Annotated in this window: 23 protein-coding genes; 22 read left to right on the top strand and 1 reads right to left on the bottom strand. The window is 39.8% G+C overall.

Features of this window, described 5'->3' with window-relative positions; translation table 11 throughout:
* The first annotated feature begins 190 nt into the window (after window positions 1-190).
* From MHH33_RS06580 to MHH33_RS06605, 6 genes are all read left to right on the top strand, one after another.
* A complete protein-coding gene (locus MHH33_RS06580; RefSeq protein WP_016426681.1) occupies window positions 191-838 on the top strand; it encodes a GntR family transcriptional regulator in 648 nt (215 codons plus the stop codon).
* A complete protein-coding gene (gene accD / locus MHH33_RS06585; protein ID WP_016426682.1) occupies window positions 835-1,695 on the top strand; it encodes an acetyl-CoA carboxylase, carboxyltransferase subunit beta in 861 nt (286 codons plus the stop codon). Before MHH33_RS06580 ends, accD begins: the two co-directional genes overlap by 4 nt.
* Before the next feature lies 1 nt (window position 1,696).
* Window positions 1,697-2,650 carry an acetyl-CoA carboxylase carboxyl transferase subunit alpha gene (gene accA / locus MHH33_RS06590; protein WP_016426683.1) on the top strand — a complete coding sequence of 318 codons (954 nt, stop codon included), beginning with the start codon at window positions 1,697-1,699 and terminating at the stop codon, window positions 2,648-2,650.
* A 95-nt stretch (window positions 2,651-2,745) separates the two neighbouring features.
* Window positions 2,746-3,705, top strand: a complete 960-nt coding sequence (gene pfkA / locus MHH33_RS06595) for a 6-phosphofructokinase (RefSeq protein ID WP_016426684.1) — start codon at window positions 2,746-2,748, stop codon at window positions 3,703-3,705.
* A gap of 21 nt (window positions 3,706-3,726) precedes the next feature.
* The gene (gene pyk, locus MHH33_RS06600) at window positions 3,727-5,490 is read left to right on the top strand and encodes a pyruvate kinase (RefSeq protein ID WP_342543277.1); all 1,764 of its coding nucleotides are present in this window, start codon (window positions 3,727-3,729) and stop codon (window positions 5,488-5,490) included.
* Between the two features lie 444 nt (window positions 5,491-5,934).
* Window positions 5,935-6,318, top strand: a complete 384-nt coding sequence (locus tag MHH33_RS06605; RefSeq protein WP_342543278.1) for an FxsA family protein — start codon at window positions 5,935-5,937, stop codon at window positions 6,316-6,318.
* Here MHH33_RS06605 and MHH33_RS06610 read toward each other — a convergent pair.
* Window positions 6,305-7,264 carry an AI-2E family transporter gene (locus tag MHH33_RS06610; protein ID WP_342543279.1) on the bottom strand — a complete coding sequence of 320 codons (960 nt, stop codon included), beginning with the start codon at window positions 7,262-7,264 and terminating at the stop codon, window positions 6,305-6,307. The two genes, MHH33_RS06605 and MHH33_RS06610, sit on opposite strands and share 14 nt — an antisense overlap.
* A gap of 262 nt (window positions 7,265-7,526) precedes the next feature.
* Between MHH33_RS06610 and citZ the strand changes: the two genes are divergently transcribed.
* From citZ to dnaI, 16 genes are all read left to right on the top strand, one after another.
* Window positions 7,527-8,642, top strand: coding sequence for a citrate synthase (citZ, locus tag MHH33_RS06615; protein WP_342543280.1), 1,116 nt, complete (start codon window positions 7,527-7,529; stop codon window positions 8,640-8,642).
* 134 nt (window positions 8,643-8,776) lie between these two features.
* Entirely contained in the window at window positions 8,777-10,045 is a 1,269-nt protein-coding gene (gene icd / locus MHH33_RS06620; RefSeq protein ID WP_016426689.1) for an NADP-dependent isocitrate dehydrogenase, read from the top strand.
* Between the two features lie 219 nt (window positions 10,046-10,264).
* On the top strand, window positions 10,265-11,203 hold the full coding sequence (mdh, locus tag MHH33_RS06625; protein ID WP_342543281.1) for a malate dehydrogenase: 939 nt from the start codon (window positions 10,265-10,267) through the stop codon (window positions 11,201-11,203).
* 110 nt (window positions 11,204-11,313) lie between these two features.
* Window positions 11,314-11,790, top strand: a complete 477-nt coding sequence (locus MHH33_RS06630) for a MaoC/PaaZ C-terminal domain-containing protein (protein WP_016426691.1) — start codon at window positions 11,314-11,316, stop codon at window positions 11,788-11,790.
* Between the two features lie 54 nt (window positions 11,791-11,844).
* Window positions 11,845-12,558, top strand: coding sequence for a response regulator transcription factor (locus tag MHH33_RS06635; RefSeq protein ID WP_016426692.1), 714 nt, complete (start codon window positions 11,845-11,847; stop codon window positions 12,556-12,558).
* Window positions 12,555-14,093, top strand: coding sequence for an ATP-binding protein (locus MHH33_RS06640; protein WP_342543282.1), 1,539 nt, complete (start codon window positions 12,555-12,557; stop codon window positions 14,091-14,093). Before MHH33_RS06635 ends, MHH33_RS06640 begins: the two co-directional genes overlap by 4 nt.
* A 266-nt stretch (window positions 14,094-14,359) precedes the next feature.
* Window positions 14,360-15,319 (top strand): FtsH protease activity modulator HflK, encoded by a 960-nt coding sequence (hflK, locus tag MHH33_RS06645; RefSeq protein WP_342543283.1) that lies wholly within the window; start codon window positions 14,360-14,362, stop codon window positions 15,317-15,319.
* Window positions 15,319-16,302 (top strand): protease modulator HflC, encoded by a 984-nt coding sequence (locus MHH33_RS06650; protein ID WP_342543284.1) that lies wholly within the window; start codon window positions 15,319-15,321, stop codon window positions 16,300-16,302. The genes hflK and MHH33_RS06650 overlap by 1 nt, the downstream gene beginning before the upstream one ends.
* A gap of 143 nt (window positions 16,303-16,445) precedes the next feature.
* Window positions 16,446-19,073, top strand: coding sequence for a DNA polymerase I (gene polA / locus MHH33_RS06655; protein WP_342543285.1), 2,628 nt, complete (start codon window positions 16,446-16,448; stop codon window positions 19,071-19,073).
* Window positions 19,074-19,088: 15 nt separating this feature from the next.
* Entirely contained in the window at window positions 19,089-19,961 is an 873-nt protein-coding gene (gene mutM, locus MHH33_RS06660; RefSeq protein ID WP_342543286.1) for a bifunctional DNA-formamidopyrimidine glycosylase/DNA-(apurinic or apyrimidinic site) lyase, read from the top strand.
* Window positions 19,962-19,976: 15 nt separating this feature from the next.
* Window positions 19,977-20,567, top strand: a complete 591-nt coding sequence (coaE, locus tag MHH33_RS06665; RefSeq protein ID WP_342543287.1) for a dephospho-CoA kinase — start codon at window positions 19,977-19,979, stop codon at window positions 20,565-20,567.
* 126 nt (window positions 20,568-20,693) lie between these two features.
* The gene (locus MHH33_RS06670) at window positions 20,694-21,716 is read left to right on the top strand and encodes a glyceraldehyde-3-phosphate dehydrogenase (protein ID WP_342543288.1); all 1,023 of its coding nucleotides are present in this window, start codon (window positions 20,694-20,696) and stop codon (window positions 21,714-21,716) included.
* A gap of 223 nt (window positions 21,717-21,939) precedes the next feature.
* Window positions 21,940-22,323 (top strand): adenosylmethionine decarboxylase, encoded by a 384-nt coding sequence (speD, locus tag MHH33_RS06675; protein WP_016426700.1) that lies wholly within the window; start codon window positions 21,940-21,942, stop codon window positions 22,321-22,323.
* Between the two features lie 112 nt (window positions 22,324-22,435).
* A complete protein-coding gene (gene nrdR, locus MHH33_RS06680; RefSeq protein WP_016426701.1) occupies window positions 22,436-22,906 on the top strand; it encodes a transcriptional regulator NrdR in 471 nt (156 codons plus the stop codon).
* Between the two features lie 21 nt (window positions 22,907-22,927).
* Window positions 22,928-24,322, top strand: a complete 1,395-nt coding sequence (locus MHH33_RS06685; protein WP_016426702.1) for a DnaD domain protein — start codon at window positions 22,928-22,930, stop codon at window positions 24,320-24,322.
* Window positions 24,309-25,250, top strand: coding sequence for a primosomal protein DnaI (gene dnaI / locus MHH33_RS06690; RefSeq protein ID WP_016426703.1), 942 nt, complete (start codon window positions 24,309-24,311; stop codon window positions 25,248-25,250). The genes MHH33_RS06685 and dnaI overlap by 14 nt, the downstream gene beginning before the upstream one ends.
* Window positions 25,251-25,525 lie beyond the last annotated feature (275 nt).

Here is a 25,525-nt window from a genome sequence, read left to right on the forward strand (position 1 = left end):
AACGTTAATCCTTTAGGTCGTTTTTTGTGTTTATTCTGTAGATTTTTCTAAATCACTCATGCTTAAACATTTTGATTATTCCGGAATGTGATTTTTGAATTTGCCATTGCATGGATGACAATTTTTTTGTATGATAGGTTCATTGAGTGGTCAGACCACTTTGAAAATTATGGAAGGTCGAGGGCGTTTTATGACAAATCAAACGACAAAAATGTATTTGCAAATCGTTCGTGAACTTCGACTTCTTATTCAATCGGAAAACATACGACCTGGGGGGAAACTTCCATCTGAACGTGAATTGGCGGAACGACTTCAAGTAGGGAGATCGACCGTTCGAGAAGCACTGCGCAGTCTGGAGCTATTAGGATTAATTGAAACTAAACGTGGAGAAGGTACTTTTCTGACAGATTTTCGAAAGCACAAATTAGTTGAAGTCTTGTCGACGTTTATTTTGCAAGATTCGAAATCCATTGAGGATATTCATGTTACGCGTGAAATACACGAAAAAGAAGCCATCCGCATAGTCGCAGGATCTCCTATTCTGAATAAACTGCCGGTATGGGCGAGTTTACTCAAACAACTGCAAGAAGTAGGAACCATTGTGCGCGAGGATATGATTCGGGAAATACTCATTTCAAGTAATAATCGATTGTCACTGAAAATGTGGTTTCTTTTGAAGCAATATGGAGAAGAACCATACCAAGGACACTCTGAAATTGAAGAAAATAATTACATTCAACAATTATTGACAGCCATTATAGATGGGAAAATTGATGAAGCGATTCGCTCATATACTGCTTGGACAAGATGGTTAACACAAGGGAGAGAAACCACATGATTCGTGATATATTTTCAAGAAATCGTAAAAATAAATATGTAACGATTCCTTCAAATGCATCAAAAACAGATGTTCCAGAAGGTTTAATGACAAAATGTCCGGAATGTAAACATATCGGGTTGACGAAAGACATAATCAAAAATAAAAAAGTTTGTCCAGCTTGTGATCATCATTACAAAATGACGGCTCATGAACGTGTAGCAATTTTCTTGGATGAAGAAACATTTGTATCCATGGACGATCATTTGGCAACAGTCAATCCACTTAAATTCCCAGGGTACACGGATAAAATTAAGTCGGATAGTGAGAAAACAGGATTGAACGAAGCTGTCTTGACTGGTACAGGAATGTTGAACGGACGTAAAATCGTTGTAGCTATTATGGATGCGCATTTCCGCATGGGTTCGATGGGATCTGTAGTGGGTGAAAAAATCACCCGAGCTATTGAAGAAGCAACGAAGCAAGAAGTGCCTTTTATTATTTTCACAGCCAGCGGTGGAGCCCGCATGCAAGAAGGCGTACTTTCGCTTATGCAAATGGCAAAAACAAGCGTGGCGCTAAATCGACATAGCGAAAAAGGACAACTATTTATTTCCATCCTGACACATCCTACAACGGGTGGGGTATCTGCAAGTTTTGCGTCGATTGGGGACATCAATTTAGCTGAACCTAAAGCTTTGATTGGATTTGCAGGCCGACGTGTTATTGAACAAACTGTACGGGAAAAACTACCTGAAAATTTCCAGACGGCTGAGTTTTTATTGGCACATGGACAATTGGATGCAGTGGTCCATCGTTCTTCGATGAAAGAAACCGTATCTACACTAGTGAAGCTTCATTCGAAAGGAGGCAACTAATATGGTAAAGACTCTTCCTTTTGAAGAACCCGTTATTCAATTACGTGATAAAATCAGTGAGTTAAAAGAATTCACTTCAAATGCTGAAGTTGATTTATCGACAGAAATTCAGCAATTAGAAGATCGCCTTCAAAAACTGGAAACAGATATTTATGACAACATGCAACCGTGGGACCGTGTTCAAGTCGCAAGACATCCAGAACGTCCAACGACATTGGATTATATTCGTGAAATTTTCACGGACTTTATTGAACTTCACGGAGACCGTTCGTACGGAGATGATGAAGCCATTGTCGGAGGCATTGCAGCGTTTAATGGATGCCCGATTACTGTAATCGGGCATCAACGGGGCAAAGATACGAAAGAGAATATCCGCCGCAATTTTGGAATGCCGCACCCGGAAGGTTATCGGAAAGCATTACGATTGATGAAGCAAGCAGAGAAGTTCAATCGGCCCATTATTTGTTTTATTGATACAAAAGGAGCTTATCCCGGAAAAGCTGCAGAAGAGCGCGGACAAAGCGAAGCGATTGCAAGAAATCTTCTCGAGATGGCCGGGCTAAAAGTGCCTGTCATAAGTGTAGTGATTGGAGAAGGTGGAAGTGGCGGTGCATTGGCTTTAGGAGTTGCAAACCACGTTCATATGCTCGAAAACTCCACTTACTCTGTTATTTCGCCTGAAGGGGCAGCATCGATTTTATGGAAAGATTCTGCTCTGGCTAAACAAGCGGCGGAAGCAATGAAAATCACGGCACCCGATTTAAAACAAATGGGCATTGTTGATGAAATCATTCAAGAAGCAGTTGGTGGCGCACATCGTGATCCAAAGCAACAAGCCATCTATATGAAAGAAGCACTTCAACGTTCAATAGATTCACTCAGCAAACTGAGTAAAGAAGAATTGGTCGATAATCGTTATGAGAAATTCAAATCCATCGGGGAATTTGCTGAATGAGGATGCGTATATCGCATCCTTATTTTTTTTCACTGACAATGAGCGTTCAAACATGTTAATGTGAATATATGGTTTGGCAAAGGAGGAACATCCAATTGAAAAGAATCGGTGTTTTAACAAGTGGTGGCGATGCACCAGGAATGAATGCAGCCTTGCGTGCAGTTGTCAGAAAAGCAATTTATCATGATATGGAAGTCATGGGTGTCTATAATGGTTATCAAGGTCTAATTGATGGCAAGATAGTACAGTTGGACTTGGGTTCAGTTGGGGATATTATTCAAAGAGGCGGAACGAAATTGCATTCTGCCCGTTGTCTCGAGTTTATAACCGAAGAAGGACAATTGAAAGCCATCGACCAAATGAAAAAACATGGCATTGAAGGTCTTGTTGTGATTGGTGGAGATGGTTCTTATCGCGGAGCAATGGCTTTAACATCCCAAGGATTTCCATGCATCGGTGTGCCTGGCACCATCGATAACGACATTCCGGGTACGGATTTCACAATAGGTTTTGATACAGCACTCAATACGGTGATTGAAGCAATAGATAAAATTCGCGACACGGCAACTTCTCATGAGCGTACTTTCATTATAGAAGTGATGGGCCGGGATGCGGGTGATTTGGCTTTGTGGGCAGGTTTAGCCGGTGGGGCTGAAACAATCGTGATTCCGGAAGAACCGTTTGATCTAGAAGATATACTTTCCCGCCTTCGCAGTGGACATGAACGCGGAAAAAAACATAGCATTATTATTGTCTCAGAAGGTGTCATGAATGCCAATGAATTTGCCGATTTATTGAAAGAGCATGCGCAGATAGAAACTCGGGTTTCTGTCCTCGGGCATATTCAGCGAGGAGGCTCTCCGACTGCACGGGACCGCGTATTAGCCAGTCTTTTCGGAGCTCGGGCTGTTGAAAAGTTGATGGAAGGTGCCGGAGGACTTGCCATTGGCATGCGTAATCATCAAGTGGTAGACTATTCTATGACTGAGGCTTTCGACGGAAAGCATGAAGCAGATTTAACTATGTATAAACTATCAAAAGAATTAGCCATTTAGTGTAATGGAGAGGATACAACAATGAGAAAAACAAAAATCGTATGTACAATCGGACCAGCCAGTGAATCACCTGAAATGCTTGAAAAATTAATCGAAGCAGGGATGAACGTCGCTCGCTTGAACTTTTCACATGGAAATCATGAAGAGCACGGAGAACGTATTAAGCGTATTCGTGAAGCGTCAAAGAAAACCGGGAAAATCGTCGGTATTCTTTTGGATACAAAAGGCCCTGAAATTCGCACGCATCAAATGGAAAACGATGCGATCGAATTGGAATCAGGTCAATCTTTAGCGATTTCAATGACTGAAGTGTTAGGGACAAAAGACATGTTTTCTATCACCTATGACCGCTTAATTGAAGATGTAAGTGAAGGCTCTGTCATCTTACTCGATGATGGATTAATTGAACTTCGCGTTTCTAGTGTAGATCAAACTGAAGGCTTGATTCATACTGTTGTGTATAATGCCGGAACGTTGAAAAATAAAAAAGGCGTTAACGTACCAGGTGTTTCTGTACAACTGCCAGGAATAACTGACAAAGATGCTCAAGATATATTATTTGGTATTGAACAAGACGTTGATTTCATTGCTGCATCATTTGTGCGTCGTGCAAAAGATGTCATGGAAATTCGCGAATTGCTTGAGAACAATGATGGTGGGCATATTCAGATCATCCCGAAAATCGAGAACCAGGAAGGCGTCGATAATATTGATGACATCCTGTTGGTATCGGACGGACTAATGGTTGCTCGCGGAGATTTAGGCGTTGAAATTCCTGCCGAAGAAGTGCCTTTGGTTCAAAAAAGCTTAATTGGTAAATGTAATGAAGCGGGTAAACCAGTCATTACAGCAACACAGATGTTGGATTCCATGCAACGTAATCCCCGCCCGACTCGTGCGGAAGCGAGTGATGTAGCAAACGCAATCTTTGATGGAACAGATGCAATCATGCTATCGGGTGAAACTGCAGCAGGAATGTATCCGGTTGAGTCCGTCAAGACCATGGATAAAATCGCTATCCGTACGGAAGATGCATTGGACTATCGTGCAATTGTTTCTGCAAAGAGTAAAAGCAAAGATGTCACAATGACGGATGCAATCGGTCAAGCAGTTGCCCATACATCCATAAACTTAAAAGCAAAAGCAATTATTGCACCTACTGAAAGTGGCCATACAGCGAAAATGATTTCGAAGTATCGTCAAGGTGCATCAATCATTGCTGTAACTTCTACTGAACGACCATCACGTAAATTGACTCTTGTGTGGGGCGTTTATCCGATTGTTGGTGAAAAAGTAGGTTCAACTGACGAGATTCTGGATCTTTCAGTGGAAGAAAGTTTAAAACATAATTACGTAAAACATGGTGACCTTGTTATCATTACGGCAGGTGTACCAGTCGGTGAAGCAGGAACAACAAACTTGATGAAAGTTCATGTAATTGGTGATATTGTGGCTAAAGGACAAGGCATTGGTAAATCTGTTGCATTCGGACATACGGTTGTTGCGAATAATGCAGATGACTTAGCAAATATTGATACAACCGATTCGATTATCGTTACCATTGGTTCAGATCGTGATATGATGCCGGCCATTAATAAATGTGCTGGACTTATTACGGAAGAAGGTGGCTTGACAAGTCATGCGGCAGTAGTGGGTCTAAGTCTTGGGATTCCGGTAATTGTAGGGGTCAAAGATGCCACTAAATTAATTGTAAACGGTCAGGATGTCACGATGGACGCTGAATCAGGTGTCATCTATCATGGGCATGCGAGTAGTGTCCTGTAAGTGAACCTAATAAAAAAGCCTCAACACTGGAGTGTTGGGGCAATTTTTTTAAAGTGAATCGTAAGAAATAAAAAGTTGAAGCTTTATGAAACGATGTTAATGAGATCAAGGGGAAAGATGCCTACTTTTTTAAGAGGCTATGTGATGTTTCGTTTTGTTTTTAATAATCAGTGATATGTAGCAAAACAGCGAAGACTCCTGAGGGAAAGCGAGACAGTCGAGATCCCGCAGAAGCGAACATAGGTGCGAAGGTTAAGTACGCCACCTCGTGTGGAAACCTTCTTGGCCAACATCCTGTTGGCCCGAGGAGACTCGGCGGTCGCCCTAGGAAAGCGTAGCTGTTTTGCGGAATATCAACAACATTTAACAGACCTTTAATAATAATCACAAATCAAATCTTAAGTAATCGGCAGAAAAAAGAAACGAAATAAGGGGATGTTCGAAATGAAATGGTTGGCATTAATCTTTATCGTAGTTCCTGCACTGGAAATTGGGATTTTATTGTGGTCCGGTAAGACATTTGGATTGATACCTACCATCATGATTATTCTCAGCACAGGAATACTCGGAGCTTACCTGGCTAAAAAGCAAGGATTGAAAGCAATCAGGGATGTCCAAGTTCAGATGAAGAATTTTCAAGCTCCAGGAGATGCCATGGTAAATGCTTTGTTCGTGTTTGCAGGTGGTCTTTTATTATTATCTCCAGGATTTGTGACAGATCTATTTGGATTTTTATTTTTGTTTTCTCCGACCAGACAGTTATTTAAACCAATTGTTTATAAATGGATTAAGTCGAAAATGAAAAAAGGACAAATCATTGTGATGTAAACCAATGATGTTTACTGAAATGAACGGCTGCAAGCAATAAGAAAGGGCTTAGTAATATCCCGGGTATGCCGAACAGCAACAAAGAACATGCGCTGATGAAAAATACATGCACAGCTCTAATGTGCATGGTGTTTGCCCACAAGTAAGACTCGAGTAATTGACGTGTCAATAAAATAAATGCATAGAGCAAGAGAATGATAATCCCGAGGGTCGTTTGCTTCGTTAAAATGAAGAAAGCAGCCATCGGGATTAATATTATGCCTGTCCCTAAAAAGGGCATTAAATCAGCAAAAGAAATCAGGAAAGCCAGTCCTATAGGAGACGAGAATTTCAGGACATAAAACCCGACCATTAATTGAACGAACGTCATCAGGAATAACTTAATTTCCACAATCGTAAATTTCTCGAAAAGCTTGGTTGCTTTTAAAAATAATGGTTTAATTGTCTGTCTCGTCTTGGAGGGGATATAGATGAAGAACCATGTTCTTGATTTCAAAGATTCCTGCAAGGCAAAAAACAAGGCTACTAAAAAGACAAAGGTTTCAACAAATTGTGCTGGCAGATGCTGAATAAATAATGATATTTTTTTAAGTAAGTTTTCACTGACCATGGATAGGGCTTCAATGACTGATTGCCAATTTGTTTTGTTCTCCTTCATGAACACCTGCAATTCTTCCAAGTGAAATCTAAATGGATAAAGTATTTCAAGGAGTTCTCTTACCATCAAAGTACAACCCAAAATAATTGATCCAAGCAAGGCACTTTCGAATAACAATACGGTTATCCAACGGGGTAAACGGGTAATTTTATGTATCCACTTCACAATTGGGTGTAGAAAATAAGCGAGTAATATGGCAATGGTAACAGGATAAATCAGCCAGGTAATGAGTAAAATGAATGCAACCGGAAACCATTTTTTCATGAATGCAACTATGTTTTCATACACTTTTCCACCTCCAAATGCAGTGTGTATAGCTGTTATGTTTATTTATATCGTTTAGACAGAATATTTCTGCTTTGTGACAAGATATCATGAATTTTGCGAAAGTTATCGAAAATCGAGCGTTTTCATTCACAAAGACGTCAAAATTGATTATAATGTCAATGTAAGCCATATAAATAAAAGGTTCATATTGAGCAGATGAGCCATCATTCTGCGTTTTTTTGTGTGGAATGATGGATTTTAAAAACAAGAAGGAGCGATATACATGACATCAACAAAAGGTCTTGAAGGAGTGGTAGCTACTCAATCCGCTATCAGTTCAATCATTGATGACACACTTACATACGTTGGCTATGATATTGATGACTTGGCAGATCACGCAAGTTTTGAAGAAGTAATCTACTTGCTATGGCACCAACGCCTGCCAAAAGTTGAAGAATTAGCTGAATTGAAACAACAACTTGCGGATAATATGGCAGTACCTCAAGAGGTATTGAACCATTTCAAAACGTATCCAATTGATAAAGTTCACCCAATGACGGCTCTTCGTACAGCGGTATCTATGCTTGGATTGTATGATGAAAAAGCTGAAGATATGTCTGAAGAAGCTAACTACTTGAAAGCAATTCAGCTTCAAGCTAAGATGTCTACTTTAGTATCTGCATTTGCTCGCGTTCGAAAAGGACAAGAACCAATCGCACCTAAGAGCGACTTAAGTTTTGCTGCTAACTTCCTATACATGCTTAATGGCGAAATCCCTGAAGCAATCGAAGAAGAAGCTTTCAACAAAGCTTTAGTATTACATGCTGACCATGAGTTGAATGCTTCAACATTTACAGCTCGCGTTTGTGTAGCGACACTTTCAGATGTTTATTCAGGTGTTGTTGCAGCACTTGGTGCTCTTAAAGGACCTCTACACGGTGGAGCGAACGAGCAAGTAATGAAAATGTTGATGGAAATTGGGTCAGTTGAAAATGTTGATTCATATATCAACGAGAAGCTTGCTAACAAAGAAAAAATCATGGGCTTCGGTCACCGCGTATACCGCAAAGGTGATCCACGTGCGAAACACTTACGTGAAATGTCTCAAAAATTAACAAAACTACGTGGAGAAGAGAAATGGTACGACATGTCAATTAAAATTGACGATATTGTAACAGGTCAAAAAAATCTTCCACCAAATGTTGATTTCTATTCAGCTTCTGTTTATCATTCATTGAATATCGATCATGACTTATTTACACCAATTTTTGCTGTATCACGTGTTTCTGGCTGGTTAGCTCACATTTTAGAACAATATTCTAATAACCGTCTAATCCGTCCACGTGCTGAATATACAGGACCTGGTATGCAAAAATATGTACCAGTGAACGAGCGTTAATTTTTTAAAATTACACATATGAAGGGCTGTACTTTAAAGAGCGACGTTCAGAAAATGACATTCATGTTACTTTCTGCACTTCCTTAAAAAGTGCTAGCCCTATGATTGATTATGCCTATAGGAGGAAAATTATTATGACAAACGGTGGCAAAATTACAGTTGAAAATGGCGTTTTAAACGTACCTAACAATCCAATCATTCCTTATATCGAAGGTGACGGAATCGGTCCTGATATCTGGGCAGCTTCAGAGCGTGTATTAGAAGCAGCGGTAGAAAAAGCTTATAACGGTGAAAAATCAATCGTCTGGAAAGAAGTATTAGCTGGACAAAAAGCATTCGACAAAACGGGTGAATGGTTGCCAGAAGAAACTTTAGACGTAATCCGTGAATACTTAATCGCAATCAAAGGACCTCTTACGACTCCAGTTGGCGGCGGTATTCGTTCTTTAAACGTTGCTTTGCGTCAAGAATTGGATTTATATACTTGCCTACGTCCAGTTCGTTACTTCGACGGAGTACCTTCACCGGTTAAACGTCCTGAAGATACAGATATGGTTATTTTCCGTGAAAACACTGAAGATATCTATGCAGGTATCGAGTTTGCTAAAGGTTCTGATGAAGTGAAAAAAATCATCGAATTCTTACAAAATGAAATGGGTACTAAAAACATCCGTTTCCCTGAAACTTCTGGTATCGGGATCAAACCAGTGTCTGAAGAAGGAACTAAACGTTTGGTGCGTGCTGCATTAAACTACATCATCAAAGAAGGCCGCGAGTCATTAACACTTGTTCACAAAGGGAACATCATGAAGTTCACTGAAGGAGCTTTCAAAACTTGGGGCTATGAAGTGGCAGAACAAGAATTTGCTGACAAAACATTCACTTGGAATCAATACGATCAAATTAAAGCTGATCAAGGTACAGAAGCTGCGAACAAAGCACAAGAAGAAGCATTAGCTGCTGGTAAAATTCTTGTGAAAGATTCAATCGCTGATATCTTCCTACAACAAATCTTGACTCGTCCAAGCGAATTTGATGTTGTTGCAACAATGAACTTGAACGGTGACTACATTTCTGATGCACTAGCTGCACAAGTTGGTGGTATCGGTATCGCTCCAGGAGCAAACATTAACTATTTGACAGGTCATGCTATTTTCGAAGCGACTCATGGTACAGCTCCTAAATACGCTGGTCTTGATAAAGTAAACCCATCTTCAGTTATCCTTTCAGGTGTATTAATGCTTGAACACCTTGGCTGGAATGAAGCGGCTAAATTAGTTATGGACTCTATGGAAAAAACAATTTCTTCTAAAGTTGTAACTTACGACTTCGCTCGTTTAATGGATGGTGCAACTGAAGTTAAATGTTCTGAGTTCGCTGACGAATTAATCAAAAATCTTTAAGAGAAAAGTGTAGAAGCCTACTCAAGCTTAGGTGCGAGCTGAGCTTCGGAGCTAGACATTACGATTAGCGACTTCACTCAATCAATTGCATAGTAAAACACTATTTTTAGAAAGAGGGCCTAGGCCCTCTTTTTTATACAAAGCTTTGTTATATAGTACTGTTGATTTTTAATCATTAGTTTCATTTAAAAGAGCTTTATACAAAAGGAGAGTTTTCTGATGACATTGAAACGTAAAAAGATTTCAGTAATCGGTTCTGGATTTACAGGTGCGACAACGGCATTCCTATTAGCTCAAAAAGAACTAGGAGACGTTGTAATAGTTGATATTCCACAAATGGAAAACCCAACTAAAGGGAAAGCGTTAGATATGTTGGAAGCTGGTCCTGTTCAAGGATTTGATGCAAACATTATCGGCACTTCTAGCTATGAAGATACGAAAGACTCAGATATCGTTATCATCACCGCTGGAATTGCTCGTAAGCCTGGTATGAGCCGTGACGATTTGGTCCAAACAAACCAAAAAGTCATGAAGATTGTTACGGGTGAAATCATTAAACATTCTCCAAACACAACGATTATTGTATTAACTAATCCAGTTGATGCAATGACTTACACTGTATACAAAGAATCTGGTTTCCCTAAAGAGCGCGTTATTGGCCAATCTGGAGTACTCGATTCAGCACGTTTCCGTACTTTCGTTGCTCAGGAATTAAACATGTCCGTTAAAGACATCACAGGTTTCGTTCTAGGTGGCCACGGTGACGATATGGTACCATTGGTACGCTACTCATATGCTGGAGGAATTCCATTGGAAACATTGATTCCTGCAGATCGTTTGGCTGAAATAGTGGAACGCACGCGTAAAGGTGGAGCAGAAATCGTCAACCTTCTTGGAAACGGTTCTGCATACTATGCACCCGCTGCTTCTATAGTTGAAATGGCTGTGGCAATCCTAAAAGATCAACGTCGTGTATTGCCATCAATAGCTTACCTGGAAGGCGAATATGGTTTAGAAGGTATTTACCTTGGCGTTCCGACAATTTTAGGTGCTGGTGGTATTGAACAGATTATCGAACTTGATTTAACAGAATCTGAAAAAGCTGAATTGGAAAAATCAGCTGCTTCAGTACGTACCGTTATGGATATTCTTGTGTAATTAACGAAAAGCTTCAAATAAGAATCGAGCGGGATTTCCCCGCTCGATTTTTTTGGTAGGTATTGATACTATGTTAATGTAGAGATAACAGGAACAGAGGGGGACATCACATGTTATTGGGGAAAAAACGTAAACTCGGCAGAAAAGTAGAAGAAATGTCAGTTGGAGAAAAATTAAAGCTGACTGAAAAGATCGAAGATAAAGATTTACTATTATATTTAGGATTAACGAACGATGGAAACCCATTGTATATTCAACATGATTTCGCTTCACAAACGGTTTTTGAAAAACCGATAGTACCTGCTATTATGCTGACGGGCATTGTTACATCAGCCGTTTCAAAGTATTTGCCTGGTCCAGGATCACACATCGTGGAACAGCATTTAACTTTTCCAAAACCGGTTTACCATTACGCAACAATTGATTTCTTACTTCAAGTGATTTCTGTGAATGTCGAAAAAAACTTAGTTGAAATTGAAGTAACTGCAACAAATGAAGAGGGTGAGACAGTGATTGAAGGCAAAATTACGTCTACCCCTCCACGTTTGGAAAACAAATTAACAGCACAATCAATGGATAATTTCTAGAGAGCTCTTTCGGTTTAAGATGGGGGTTTTAAATCGAAGGTGGAGGCCAAAAACATGTCAAAGAAAATTCTCGTAGTAGATGATGAAAGTTCAATCGCAACTTTACTTCAATATAATTTGGAACAAGCAGGTTTTGTTGTTGAGACGGCGAGTGATGGCCAAGAAGGTTATGATGCTGTTTTAGAAAAAAAACCAGATTTAATTATACTTGATCTTATGTTGCCCAAAATGGATGGCATGGAAGTTTGCAAAGCCTTGCGCCTTCAAAAAATCAATACGCCCATCATCATGCTAACAGCTAAAGATGATGAGTTTGATAAAGTGCTGGGTCTTGAATTGGGTGCGGATGACTATATGACCAAACCATTTAGTCCGAGAGAAGTAACCGCACGTGTCAAAGCAGTCTTAAGGAGATTTACTGCGTCAGTTGATGAAACGTCGCAAAAAGGAAATGACCAAGGTTTTGAATTTGGTCCATTACGTGTGTATCCCGAACGTTTTGAAGTATTTTTAAGTGAGGATACTTTGGACTTTACTCCGAAAGAATTTGAACTGCTTGTATATCTGATGGAAAACAAAAATCGAGTGCTGACACGTGACCAATTGTTAAGTGCCGTCTGGAATTATGATTTTGCAGGCGACACTCGCATCGTTGACGTTCACATCAGTCATTTACGGGATAAAATTGAAGACAATAGCCGTAAACCTATATTTATTAAAACGATTAGGGGACTGGGGTATAAATTTGAGGAGCCAAAAACGGTATGAAATCCCTCCACGGAAAAATCGTCATGTCATTTACACTTTTGGTAGGTTCGATTTTAGCTGGCTTGGGTATTATCATCAGTCAGCTTTTTCCTGTTTACGTGGAGGAATCTGTTCGAAGCAATTCGATTGAAAAAGTAGAGGAAATTTCACGGATTATTGAACAATCAAATGGTGAGATCAATGACTCACAAAAAGCGGAAATTACGGACGTGCTCTCAAGTGACCGTATTAGCAGTGACTTTATTGATACTCGGCAACAACTTTGGAAAACCATAGTGATAGTCTTGCTAGGAGCATTTGTCATTGCCATTATATTTTCGTATCGATTGACGAAACGCTACGCACGACCAATTGATAATGTGACCGAAGTTGCCATTGAGCTTGCCAAAGGCAATTATCGGGCGAGGGCATACGAAGACGACTTTGCAACCACGGCGCAGCTCGGCACTTCCATCAATATCTTGGCAAGGAATTTGCAGGAATTGTTCAAAGTACGAGAAATGGAAAAGGAACGATTAAAAACACTTATTGAAAATATGGGCAGTGCCTTAATGATGATCGACCGGGAAGGTCAAATCAGTATTGTCAACAAGACTTTTGTTGATCAGTTTGAATTCAGCGCACAAGATGTTCAGGATGAACTTTTTAAAAGAGTGGACTTACCTGATGAATTGAAAAAGTTCATCGACTACGTCTTTTTAATGGAATCTTCTTCACGTAAGCAAATGGCAATCGTCATCCAGCAGGAAATACGCCATATGGAAGTTTATGGTGCCCCAGTTATCGGTGAACATGGTCGATGGCTAGGTGTTGTTATCGTCATGCATGACATTTCCGATCTTGTGCGTCTTGAGCAAATCAGGAAAGATTTCGTGGCGAACGTTTCCCACGAACTGCGAACACCGATTACATCGATTAAAGGTTTTTCGGAAACGTTATTGGATGGGGCCATGAATGACGAAAAGACGTTACTTTCTTTTTTGGAAATCATCCATAAAGAAAGCAATCGTCTGCAAATGTTAATTCAAGACCTATTGGAACTTTCGAAAATTGAGCAACATGGGTTCTCCGTAGAGTTTGCTCAAACGAACTTACGTGAAGTCATGAGGCGTGCTGCTGAGATGACAAGTCCTCGTCTTGATGAGAAACGCATGACGTTTATCTCAAACATAAATCATGAGATCATTGTGGATGGGGACATGAACCGTTTGATTCAAGTGGTTATGAATTTACTGACAAATGCCATTACTTATTCGCCGGAAAACACAACTGTTCATTTATCCCTTCATGAAAGTGAAACTCATGGAATCATTATCATTCGAGATGAAGGGATGGGGATGGATAAAAAAGAAATCCCACGTATCTTTGAGCGTTTTTATCGAATTGATCGTGCGAGAAGTCGAAATTCTGGTGGTACCGGTTTGGGACTAGCTATAGTCAAGCATCTAATCGAGGCTCATCATGGACGAATTTTTGTTGAAAGCGAACCTGGAGTAGGCACGCAATTTAAGATTCTCATTCCGAAAAAACAATAAACTTAACAAGTTCTTTACAAGCTCTACACAGTGGATTCATAATGCTTTGTTAAGATATTTATGAAACCCCCTATTACCGCATTTGGCAGGAAAAAGAACCCTATTTCAAGGGTTCTTTTTTCATGTGTAAAAAATTGTTCATTTCGTTTCGAATGGGTGATTGGGATCGAGGGTCCTGAAAAATTCCAATGAAAAGTAAACTTTATGAAACTTTATATTGAGCTAATCGTAGAAATAATGAGTGAAAAGAAAAGAGGGATACATAGATGAGTGTTAAGCGCATTTTAACGACTGCATCTTTGGCTTTGGGTGGAATCATTGCACTTATTGCCATATTAACTACATGGTATACAGTGGATGAGTCGGAGCAAGCGGTCGTCATTACATTTGGGAAAGCAGAGGAGCCAATACTAGATTCTGGATTGCATTTCAAATTGCCATGGCCCATGCAAAAAGTAGAAATTCTATCGAAGGAGACATTCAGTCTGCGATTCGGCTACAAGCAATCAGAAGATGGAGAAATTGATTCATACGATAACGAAACAAAAATGATTACAGGGGATGAAAACATTGTATTAACTGACTTGGTTGTACAGTGGAAAATCACAGACCCTGGAAAGTATTTATTTAATTCAGAAGCCCCACAGGAAATTTTGCATGATGCCACTTCAGCATCTATCCGTTCAATCATCGGGAGTTCGATGATTGATGAAGCTTTAACATCAGGAAAAGCAGATATTGAAGCTCAAACGAGGGACTTACTTGCTACGCTTATCGAAAAATATGATATTGGTATTTCCATTTTAGGTGTAAAACTTCAAGATGTAGAATTGCCGAATGCAGAGGTCCGTTCTGCTTTTACAGCCGTAACCGATGCGCGTGAAACGAAAAACACGAAAACAAATGAAGCGAAGAAATATCAAAATCAGCGTGAAAGTGAAGCAATTGGTGAGATTGCTGCCATTAAGTCCCGTGCTGAAGGACAACGCACAGCTCGTATTCAGCAGGCAACAGGTGAAGTAGCCGTCTTCAATAAGCTTTATGCAGAGTATCGAAACAATCAGGAAATCACAAGACAACGATTAGTCATTGAGACATTGGAGTCGGTCTTGCCGAATGCTCAAATTTACATCATGAATGATTCAGGTGAAACGGTGAAGTACTTGCCATTACAACAGCCTACACAAGTTCCACCAGTTACAACTGAGCAAGGAGGCGGCAAATAATGGACACGAACAAACCGAACCCATTCGCAAGCCTGGAACAAAAGTTCAATGAACAATTCAATAATAAAAATAAAATAACAAAAACACGAGAGCCTATAAATCTAAAAAAACATATGAAGACCATTATTACATTAACCATCGTATTTGCCGTTCTAATTATCCTGCTCGCTAATATATATGTTGTTAAAGAAAATGAGTACCGTGTTGTTCGCCAATTTGGTGAAGTGGTGGATATTCGATTTGAGCCTGGAATTTATATGAAAATCCCGTTTGTCCAAAGTGTCTCTACTTTGCCGCGTTATCAGATGACGTATAACGTTTCGGAAGCGGAAATCAATACTAAGGATAAAAAGCGAATTATCATTGATAACTACGCTGTATGGCGTATTAGCGATCCTAAAGCCATGATTACGAGTGCAGGAACGTTGTTGAATGCAGAAGCGCGAATGGAAGAGTTTATATACTCTGTCGTACGGACAGAACTTGGACAGCTGAACTATGATGAAATCATCAATGATGAAAACACATCGAGAGGCAGCTTGAATGACCGCGTGACTGCACGCGTAAATGAGTTACTGAAAGACGATGATTACGGAGTAGAAGTAATTGATGTCCGAATGAAGCGTACGGACCTCCCACCAGAAAACGAACAATCCGTTTATACACGCATGATTTCCGAACGCCAATCCATAGCACAGAAGTACTTGTCTGAGGGGGATGCAGATAAGCGTACAATTGAAGCTTCTACAGATCGCAAAGTACAGGAAATGGTTGCAATTGCCCAAAAAGAAGCATCCATCATTGCGGCTGAAGGTGAATCGGAAGCGGCCAAGATTTATAATCAATCTTTCTCGAAAGACCCTGAATTTTATGCTTTATATCGAACATTAGAATCCTACAAGAAAACAATAGGTGATGATACAATGATTATTTTGCCATCGGATTCTCCTTATGCAAAAATTCTTTCAGGTTACTTGGAATAGATTATTAGGAGTGACATTTCATAAGCTGTATTTGAAAAACCAATAACACTGTTTATTTCAATGGACGTCATTTTCCTTTCATCTTGCCAACATGGTAATATGAAGGAAGATGACGTTTTTTTACGTAGAGGAGTGGAAAATCTGTGAGCAAAAATAAAGTTTTATTATTAGATGGAAATAGCTTAGCGTATCGAGCATTTTTCGCTCTCCCATTACTGACGAATGAACATGGGATCCACACAAATTCAGTATATGGTTTTACAATGATGCTACAAAAAATATTGGATGAAGAACAACCAACACATATGCTTGTGGCATTTGATGCAGGGAAAACCACATTTAGGCACACGACTTTCGGTGAGTATAAGGGTGGCCGTCAAAAAACACCACCAGAGCTTTCTGAACAGTTTCCATATTTGCGAAAACTATTAAGCGCATATCAAATCCCGCAATATGAGCTTCCGATGTATGAAGCGGATGACATAATCGGGACGTTGAGCAAACAGGCTGAAGCAAAGGGAGAAGAAGTGATTATTGTTTCGGGTGATAAAGACCTTACACAGCTTTCTTCGGACTCGACGACTGTCTATATCACACGTAAAGGCATGACTGATATCGAGAAGTATACACCTGAGCACATACTGGAAAAGTATGGCTTAACCCCTGATCAAATCATTGATATGAAAGGATTAATGGGGGACGCATCAGATAATATTCCAGGAGTTCCTGGTGTTGGTGAAAAGACAGCAATCAAACTATTACTTGAACATCACTCGGTTAATGGTGTGTACGAAGGCCTTGATAGTGTCAAAGGAGCAAAATTAAAAGAAAAACTGGTGGCCAATGAAGAACAGGCAAAAATGAGTAAAGTGTTGGCAACCATTGAAACACAAGCTCCAATCACTATTTCTTTAGAAGATTTGTCCTATAATGGTCCCAATATGGATGAGGTCATTAAAATTTGGCAGGAGCTGGCCTTCAAATCTCTATTAGAAAAAACAACCTATTCACAAGTGGAAGAAACGAAAGCAGATATTTCCTTCATGCACTTATCAGAAATTACGACAGATCAACTTTCAGAAGAAATGGCTGTTCATCTGGAATTGTATGACGAGCAGTATCATACAGCTGATATGTTGGGTGTCGCTCTTGTTGATGACAAAAATGCGTTTTTTATGAAAGTTGAGGATGCGTTTGCATGTGAATCATTCCGTACCTGGCTGGCTGATGAGTCGAAAAAGAAACAATTGGTAGATTCCAAAGCGGCACTTGCAGCTTTCCATCGCAATGGGGTACTGCTCGATGGTGTTGAATTCGACTTTGTTCTTGCTGCCTATATTGTAAATCCAGGTATTACATCTGATGATGTAGCTGTGTTATCACGGGAGTTTGGTTACAGTGAAGTATTAACGAATGAGCAAGTGTATGGCAAAGGTGCTAAGAAATCAGTTCCTAGCGACGCCGAACTAGGAGAACATGTAGTTAGAAAAGCAATGGCCGTATGGAAACTGCGTAAAGTGATGGATGATCAGCTGAAAGAAAACGAGCAATATGAACTTTATCATGATTTGGAATTACCATTAGCTACAATCCTCGGGAAGATGGAGTCAGATGGTGTGAAAGTCGATCGTCAAACACTGGTGGATATCGGTGAGGATTTAGCCGGGAAGTTGACGGAGATTGAACAAACCATTTATCATGCAGCAGGTGAAAACTTCAATATTAATTCACCGAAACAACTAGGTGTGATCTTGTTTGAAAAACTTGGGCTTCCACCTCTTAAAAAAACGAAGACAGGATACTCAACGGCCGCAGACGTTTTGGAGAAATTGGAAGGGAAGCATGAAGTCATTTCCCATATCCTTTTGTATCGTCAGTTGGGCAAATTGCAGTCGACGTATATTGAAGGATTGTTGAAAGAAATTCACAAGGACGACGGCAAAATTCATACGAGATACCAGCAAGCATTGACGCAAACAGGCCGTTTGAGTTCTACGAATCCAAACTTACAGAACATTCCGGTGCGCTTGGAAGAAGGCCGGAAAATCAGAAAGGCATTTGTCCCATCCCAACCAGATTGGATTTTATTTGCGGCTGACTACTCTCAAATTGAGTTACGCGTTTTAGCACATATGTCTGATGACGAAGAGCTGATTGAAGCTTTCCAAAATGACCTGGACATTCATACTAAAACCGCAATGGATGTTTTCCATGTTGAAGCAGATGCCGTGACGTCAGATATGCGTCGCGCAGCTAAAGCAGTAAACTTCGGTATTGTTTACGGAATAAGTGACTACGGACTTTCTCAAAGCTTATCGATTTCCCGTAAAGAAGCGGCTGAGTTTATCGAGCGTTACCTGGAAAGCTTCCCAGGTGTGAAAACTTACATGGATGAAATTGTACTAGAAGCGAAGCAAAAGGGATTTGTCACGACCATTTTAAATAGAAGAAGGTACTTACCGGATATTATTAGCTCAAACTTTAACTTACGCGGCTTTGCTGAGCGCACGGCGATGAATACGCCGATCCAGGGAAGTGCTGCGGATATAATCAAAAAAGCAATGATAGATATGGCTGATCGTTTACAGAAAGAAAACTTGCAAGCGAAAATGCTTCTTCAAGTGCACGATGAATTGATTTTTGAAGCTCCTCAAGAAGAAATTGCGATTTTAGAAAAAATCGTACCTGAAGTAATGGAACACGCTATTGAATTAAAAGTGCCACTTAAAGTAGATTATGCATATGGTCCGACTTGGTACGATACGAAGTAAGGGGGCAAAATCATCATGCCTGAATTACCTGAAGTAGAGGGAGTCGTTAACTCCCTCAAACCGGTAGCTACCGGGAAGACCATTGAATCTGTTAAACTATCCGCCGTTCTAGAGGTTTCAAGACAGGCGGGAAAACAAGCCATTGTTAAAGGCTCAGAGCTTAAACACTTCAAGCAAGCACTCGAAAATGCTCAAATCACTCAGATCGTAAGAAGGTCTAAATATATTTATTTTCACTTACTAAAAGATCAACAAGATTTACTATTAGTAAATCATTTGGGAATGACCGGTGCATGGTTTTATGTCCAGGAAACTGCAGACATCACAGAAGATAAGTTCAGAAAACATATTCATGTCGTATTAACATTAGATGACGGCATGCTTTTGGTATATGCAGACATTCGGAGATTCGGCGAAATGCGTTTACTGGATTCAGAAGATCAATTTCCTCCATTATTGTTAATGGCACCCGAACCATTTGCGGAGTCCGCATTAAATCATTTTATTGATATGTCCTCGCTCTCTAAGTATCAAAATAAGTCCATAAAAGAAACAATCATGGATGGACAAGTTATTTCTGGATGTGGCAACATCTATGCCACTGAAGCTTTATTTCGAATGCAAATACATCCGGGCAGAAAAGTGAAGCGTATTAGTCAAAAAAGACTTATTCTCCTTTTTCAAACGATTGTCGATGTGTTGAACGAAAGCATATCTGCAGGAGGAAGCTCCATTTCAGATTATCGGAATATTAATGGGGAAGCAGGGGCCATGCAAAATCGCTTGTCCATGTATGGCAAGAAACAATGCCCTAATTGCTTGATTCCTACAAAACAAGTTGTACTTGGAGGACGAAACTCTTGGTATTGTCCTTCGTGTCAACGATAGAAGGATGGACAATAGATGATTATTGGATTAACAGGAAGTATTGCGAGTGGAAAAAGTACAATTTCAGCAATGTTAAAAGAAAAAGGCTATCCCATTATTGATGCGGATCTTGTAGCTCGAGTGGTCGTAGAACCTGGTACCGTAACATTGTCAGACATTGAATGCATATTTGGCAAAGGGGTAATGAATGAGGATGGCACATTAAACCGAGAAGCACTGGGGCAGCTCATTTTTCATGATCCAGCAAAAAGGAAACAGCTCAACGATTTGATGCATCCAGCCATTCGTGCAGAAATGCTGCGACAGAGAGATGAACTTTTTGAGAGTGGGGAAGAAACGTTGATTATGGATATCCCGCTTCTTTTTGAAAGTCGACTCCAACATTTTGTTGATAAAATACTGGTTGTCTCCGTAAAGGAAGAGATACAGCTACAGAGATTGATGCAGCGTAATTCGTTGTCTGAGGAAGAAGCTAAGGCAAGAATTCAGTCCCAATTACCACTTTCCGAAAAAGAAAACGGTGCGGATGCGGTCATATATAATAATGGGTCAATCGAACAATCAAAAGTTCAATTAGAGCGTATACTAGCTGAGTGGGACGTATAATGTCCCACTTTCTGAAAAATAGAACATTTCTACATTGCTAACAAAGTGTTTAACTTAGTTTAAAATGTGTTATACTAATTTCAGGTAAAAGATTAACAGTATAACATACTTGTAGGAGGATTTTTTATGTCAGCTTCTATCGCTATTAATGGATTTGGCCGTATTGGTCGTATGGTATTTCGCCAGGCAATTCTTCAAGATGATTTAAACGTGGTGGCAATTAATGCAAGTTATCCTGCTGAAACGTTAGCACATTTGATTAAGTATGACACAAATCATGGAACGTTTTCTGGTGACATTGTCATAGAAGAAAGCGCTTTAATTGTAAATGGTAAGCGAGTTCAACTTGTAAGTGACCGTGACCCATTGAAGTTACCATGGAAAGAAATGAACATTGATATCGTTATCGAGGCAACTGGAAAATTTAATGACCGCGAAAAAGCGGCATTGCATTTACAAGCTGGAGCTAAGAAAGTAATTTTGACTGCTCCTGGTAAAAATGAAGACGTAACAATCGTTATGGGTGTAAATGATAATCAATTGAATATTGAAAAACATGACATCATTTCAAATGCCAGCTGTACAACAAACTGTCTTGCGCCAGTTGCGAAAGTATTGAATGACACGTTTGGCATCGAAAACGGTCTTATGACGACTATCCATGCGTATACAAATGATCAAAAGAACTTAGATAATCCACATAAAGATTTACGTCGTGCCCGTGCATGTGCACAGTCTATCATCCCGACATCTACAGGAGCAGCGAAAGCATTGTCATTGGTTTTACCTGAATTGAAAGGTAAACTTCATGGTTTGTCTCTTCGCGTACCAACTCCAAATGTGTCATTAGTGGATCTTGTTGTAGATTTACAAACTGATGTGACGGCAGAAGAAGTAAATGCAGCATTTATTGAAGCTTCAAAAGGTTCAATGAAAGGGGTTCTTGGATTTACTAAAGAACCACTTGTGTCGATTGACTTCAATTCAAACCCACATTCAGCGATCATTGACGGTTTAACGACAATGGTAATGGGAACACGTAAGGTAAAAGTTCTGGCTTGGTATGATAATGAATGGGGCTACTCAGCACGTGTAGTAGATTTGACGAAAAAAGTAGGCGCAGCACTAAAAGATACAGTAATTGCCTAATAAAATATTCCTCCCTACATGCTTTCAAAAGTAGGGAGGAATTATTTTTTTCTCGAACACTTGCATTGTGTGAGATTACAACATATAATGTGAATCGTGTACTTTTATTGTACCAACTGACTGCTTAAAGGGTTAGGACCTCTCTGGACTAACTTTCCCCCGTGGTAGTCGACTTTGATGATTCAACAAACTATAAAAAACTTATCAAAGGGGGAAACGAACCATGGAAACAATGGGGCGTCATGTTATCGCAGAACTATGGGAGTGCGAATTTGACAAATTGAACGATGAAACATACATCGAGCGGACGTTTGTAGAGGCAGCACTTAAATCAGGAGCAGAAGTACGTGAAGTAGCATTCCACAAATTTGCACCACAAGGTGTAAGTGGAGTCGTGATCATTTCTGAATCACACTTAACTATCCACAGCTTCCCAGAACACGGTTACGCAAGTATTGATGTATATACATGCGGCGATTTAGATCCAACAATTGCTGCTAAATATATTGCTGATGCACTTGGATCTCAGACTCGTGAAATGACAGAAATTCCACGTGGAATGGGTCCTGTTATTGCGGGTAAAGCGCGCGTAACAGCACATGCATAACAACTAAACTGAGTAGGCAGAGGGAGAAATTCCTCTGCTTTTTCGATTTTAATGGACTTTTTTTGATATAATAGGAACACTAAACGAATGACGAAATTCAGGAGATAAAACTATGAGATGTCCAGCTTGCCAATTTAATGGAACGCGGGTCGTGGATTCACGACCGGTAGACGATAATAAAGCGATCCGCAGAAGAAGAGAATGTGAAGACTGTGGTTTTCGTTTTACTACTTTCGAAAAAGTAGAAGAAATGCCGTTGATAGTAGTGAAAAAAGGTGGGTCACGCGAAGAATTCAGCCACGAAAAAGTATTGAGAGGCCTGATTCGCGCATGTGAAAAACGCCCTGTGACGCTTGAATCTCTTGAAAATGTCGTATTCTCAATTGAGAAAGATTTACGTCGAATCGGCAATTCCGAAGTGAAGTCAGAGGATGTTGGCGAAATGGTCATGGATCGTCTGGCAACCATCGATGAAGTAGCATACGTGCGCTTTGCGTCCGTATATCGACAATTTAAAGACATTAATGTGTTTATAGATGAATTAAAAGACTTGTTGAAGAAAAGTCCAGAAGACAAAAAATAAGGGACAGGAGGACGATGTTGCGTGCAACTATTATTTAAAGAACTTCAGCCGGTAGATAGCTTCATCATCCAAATGCCCAATATACTGACGGACAAGGATCGCCAGCTAGTGACGATGTTGTATAAACCTATCATTGGTTCAGATGCGATGAGTTTGTATTGTACATTATGGGCAGAATCAGAGTGCGAAACAACTGAACAATTGACACACTATTATTTAATGGATGTGTTGAATATGTCGTTAAAGAAAATATTTGATGCCCGTGTGTCACTCGAAGCCATTGGACTGATGAAAACGTGGAAAAAAGATGCTGACGATAAACGTCTGTTCATTTATGAGGTAGTAGCACCCCTGGATGCAGCTTCGTTCTTCAGTGAACCGATTTTGGCCACATCTTTATATAGCGTCATACACGAAAAAGCGTATATACGTATAAGAGAGCGCTTCGTTAAAAAGCAACCAAACTTAAACGGGTATGAGAATGTATCGCGTGACCTGCAGGACGTTTTTAAAAGCAACCATGATTACAATAAACTGGGGCATATATTTGAACCAGGGCAAATAGAGCAAACTTCCGAACGGCCGAAGAAGATTCCATTCTATTCGATGGATTTTGATTTTGATTTATTGAAATCAGGGTTATCTGAAGTCATGATTCCTTCCAGTGTATTAACTTTATCTGTAAAGGAACTGATTGCAAAAGTAGCTTTTCTATACTCGTTAAATGCAATCGATATGCAAAAAGTGTTGATGATGGCTATTGATGATCAAAATCGCATTACGGAAGAACGTTTGAAAAAAACAGCAGCTGATTATTACAAGCTCTCTATTTCTTCTAAACCTCCAAGGTTGATGCCTAAGGCTGGTGTGCAGCGTGAAGTGGTTTCTCAGGAAGTGAAACTTTCCAAAGATCAATCACTTATTAAATATCTCGAAGAAACGCCACCACTGGAAGTGTTAAGAGATTTATCGAACGGTAAGGAGCCTTTGCCTGTAGAAGTTGATTTAGCCAATGAACTTATATTTAAATATGGTTTTCCACCCGCAGTCGTCAATGTCTTATTACAATTCGTTCTAATCCGAGCGAAAATGAAACTGAACAAAAATTATGTGCACAAAATTGCAGCGCACTGGCAACGTGAAAACATTTCGACATGCGAACAGGCAATTGAAATTTCACGAAAAGAACATGACCAGTATATGGATTGGCAAAATTCATCAAAGACAACTTCATATAAGCGAAAAAATGTGCGCGATGAAAAAGTGCCGGAATGGTTCTATAAAGCGAAAGAAAATCGTTCAACGAAAAAAACGGTTGAAAATGAAGTGACAGAAGATTGGGAAGCAAAAAAACAGCAATTGCTTGAAAAACTCGGTGTAACAGAGGGGCAGGCGAAAACGAATGGAACCAATTAGTGAAACGTTAAAACGCGTCGTGAATGCACCTGAATTTTCGAAGCGTTATGAAAAAATGAAAAATGAAATTCTTGAAGATCGTGGAGTTCAAGCGTTTTTATCGGAGAATGCAGAGCTTGTCAACAAAGATATGGTTGATCGTGGACTCGGGAAACTATATGAATATACTTCTCAAAATCATGACTGTGAAACCTGTGAAAATGTGGCCAGCTGCCAGAATGTCATGAAAGGCTACGTGCCGAAATTGACAATAGTCCGCGGATCTATAGACCTTGATTATGCAAGATGCAGACAAAAAACGATTGAAGATGAACGTCGTCAAGTGTCTGCAATGATTTCGAGCATGCATATGCCAAAGGATGTGTTGCAGGCAACACTTGCGACCGTTACATACGATCATAATACCCGTGTGAATCTTGGTACGGCAGCAAATGCATTTATGGAAGAAGTCAAAACGACAGGGAATTTACCTTCAAAAGGCTTTTATATCTTTGGCGAATTTGGCGTTGGTAAATCCTATGTATTAGGCGCCATGGCAAATGAACTTGCTGAACAGAAAATAAAAACAGTTCTTGTATACGTGCCGGAATTTTTACGTGAAATGAAACACGCCATACAGGATCAGTCGCTACAGGAAAAAGTGGACTATGTAAAGAAAGCACCTGTACTTATGCTCGACGATTTAGGAGCTGAAACATTATCCAGCTGGACGAGAGACGAAATCCTTGGGACTGTGTTGCATTATCGTATGGCAGAGAACTTACCAACTTTCATTACATCGAACTTTGACTATGACGCACTCGAAGAGCATTTAGCGTACTCTGGAAAAGGCGAACGGGAACTAGTGAAAGCAGCGCGAATCATGGAACGTATACGTTCGATAACAATTCCGATGCGACTGAGCGGGAAAAATAGACGAGATGGATAAAGAAAAGTGTGACTACCTGGACTGTTTCAGTCTGGTAGTTTTTTTATGGGGAAATGTAAATGACAGAAGACTTGCATCTTAAACCAGACATAAAATCCAACTGAAAATGAGAAATAATATTTTTTTTATTTTCTGCTCTATTAAATGGTGTGGTTGTTTTTACGCTTGCTGGTTCGTGCGCGGAAAGGGCAAAGTTTCCTTTTTGTAAAATCAACCTTGATAGTTAATAAATCCCTTATTTTTAGAATAATAGAAATATTAAACGCTATGTAGAG

The organism is Paenisporosarcina sp. FSL H8-0542, assembly GCF_038632915.1.
Classification (GTDB): Bacteria; Bacillota; Bacilli; order Bacillales_A; family Planococcaceae; genus Paenisporosarcina.

Coding starts and splice junctions, on each gene's coding strand:
- accD (WP_016426682.1), top strand. CDS start 835: ATGATTCGTGATATATTTTCAAGAAATCGTAAAAATAAATATGTAACG.
- hflK (WP_342543283.1), top strand. CDS start 14,360: ATGAGTGTTAAGCGCATTTTAACGACTGCATCTTTGGCTTTGGGTGGA.
- MHH33_RS06640 (WP_342543282.1), top strand. CDS start 12,555: ATGAAATCCCTCCACGGAAAAATCGTCATGTCATTTACACTTTTGGTA.
- pyk (WP_342543277.1), top strand. CDS start 3,727: ATGAGAAAAACAAAAATCGTATGTACAATCGGACCAGCCAGTGAATCA.
- dnaI (WP_016426703.1), top strand. CDS start 24,309: ATGGAACCAATTAGTGAAACGTTAAAACGCGTCGTGAATGCACCTGAA.
- speD (WP_016426700.1), top strand. CDS start 21,940: ATGGAAACAATGGGGCGTCATGTTATCGCAGAACTATGGGAGTGCGAA.
- nrdR (WP_016426701.1), top strand. CDS start 22,436: ATGAGATGTCCAGCTTGCCAATTTAATGGAACGCGGGTCGTGGATTCA.
- MHH33_RS06635 (WP_016426692.1), top strand. CDS start 11,845: ATGTCAAAGAAAATTCTCGTAGTAGATGATGAAAGTTCAATCGCAACT.
- coaE (WP_342543287.1), top strand. CDS start 19,977: ATGATTATTGGATTAACAGGAAGTATTGCGAGTGGAAAAAGTACAATT.
- MHH33_RS06670 (WP_342543288.1), top strand. CDS start 20,694: ATGTCAGCTTCTATCGCTATTAATGGATTTGGCCGTATTGGTCGTATG.
- MHH33_RS06605 (WP_342543278.1), top strand. CDS start 5,935: ATGAAATGGTTGGCATTAATCTTTATCGTAGTTCCTGCACTGGAAATT.
- citZ (WP_342543280.1), top strand. CDS start 7,527: ATGACATCAACAAAAGGTCTTGAAGGAGTGGTAGCTACTCAATCCGCT.
- MHH33_RS06650 (WP_342543284.1), top strand. CDS start 15,319: ATGGACACGAACAAACCGAACCCATTCGCAAGCCTGGAACAAAAGTTC.
- MHH33_RS06580 (WP_016426681.1), top strand. CDS start 191: ATGACAAATCAAACGACAAAAATGTATTTGCAAATCGTTCGTGAACTT.
- MHH33_RS06630 (WP_016426691.1), top strand. CDS start 11,314: ATGTTATTGGGGAAAAAACGTAAACTCGGCAGAAAAGTAGAAGAAATG.
- accA (WP_016426683.1), top strand. CDS start 1,697: ATGGTAAAGACTCTTCCTTTTGAAGAACCCGTTATTCAATTACGTGAT.
- mutM (WP_342543286.1), top strand. CDS start 19,089: ATGCCTGAATTACCTGAAGTAGAGGGAGTCGTTAACTCCCTCAAACCG.
- mdh (WP_342543281.1), top strand. CDS start 10,265: ATGACATTGAAACGTAAAAAGATTTCAGTAATCGGTTCTGGATTTACA.
- icd (WP_016426689.1), top strand. CDS start 8,777: ATGACAAACGGTGGCAAAATTACAGTTGAAAATGGCGTTTTAAACGTA.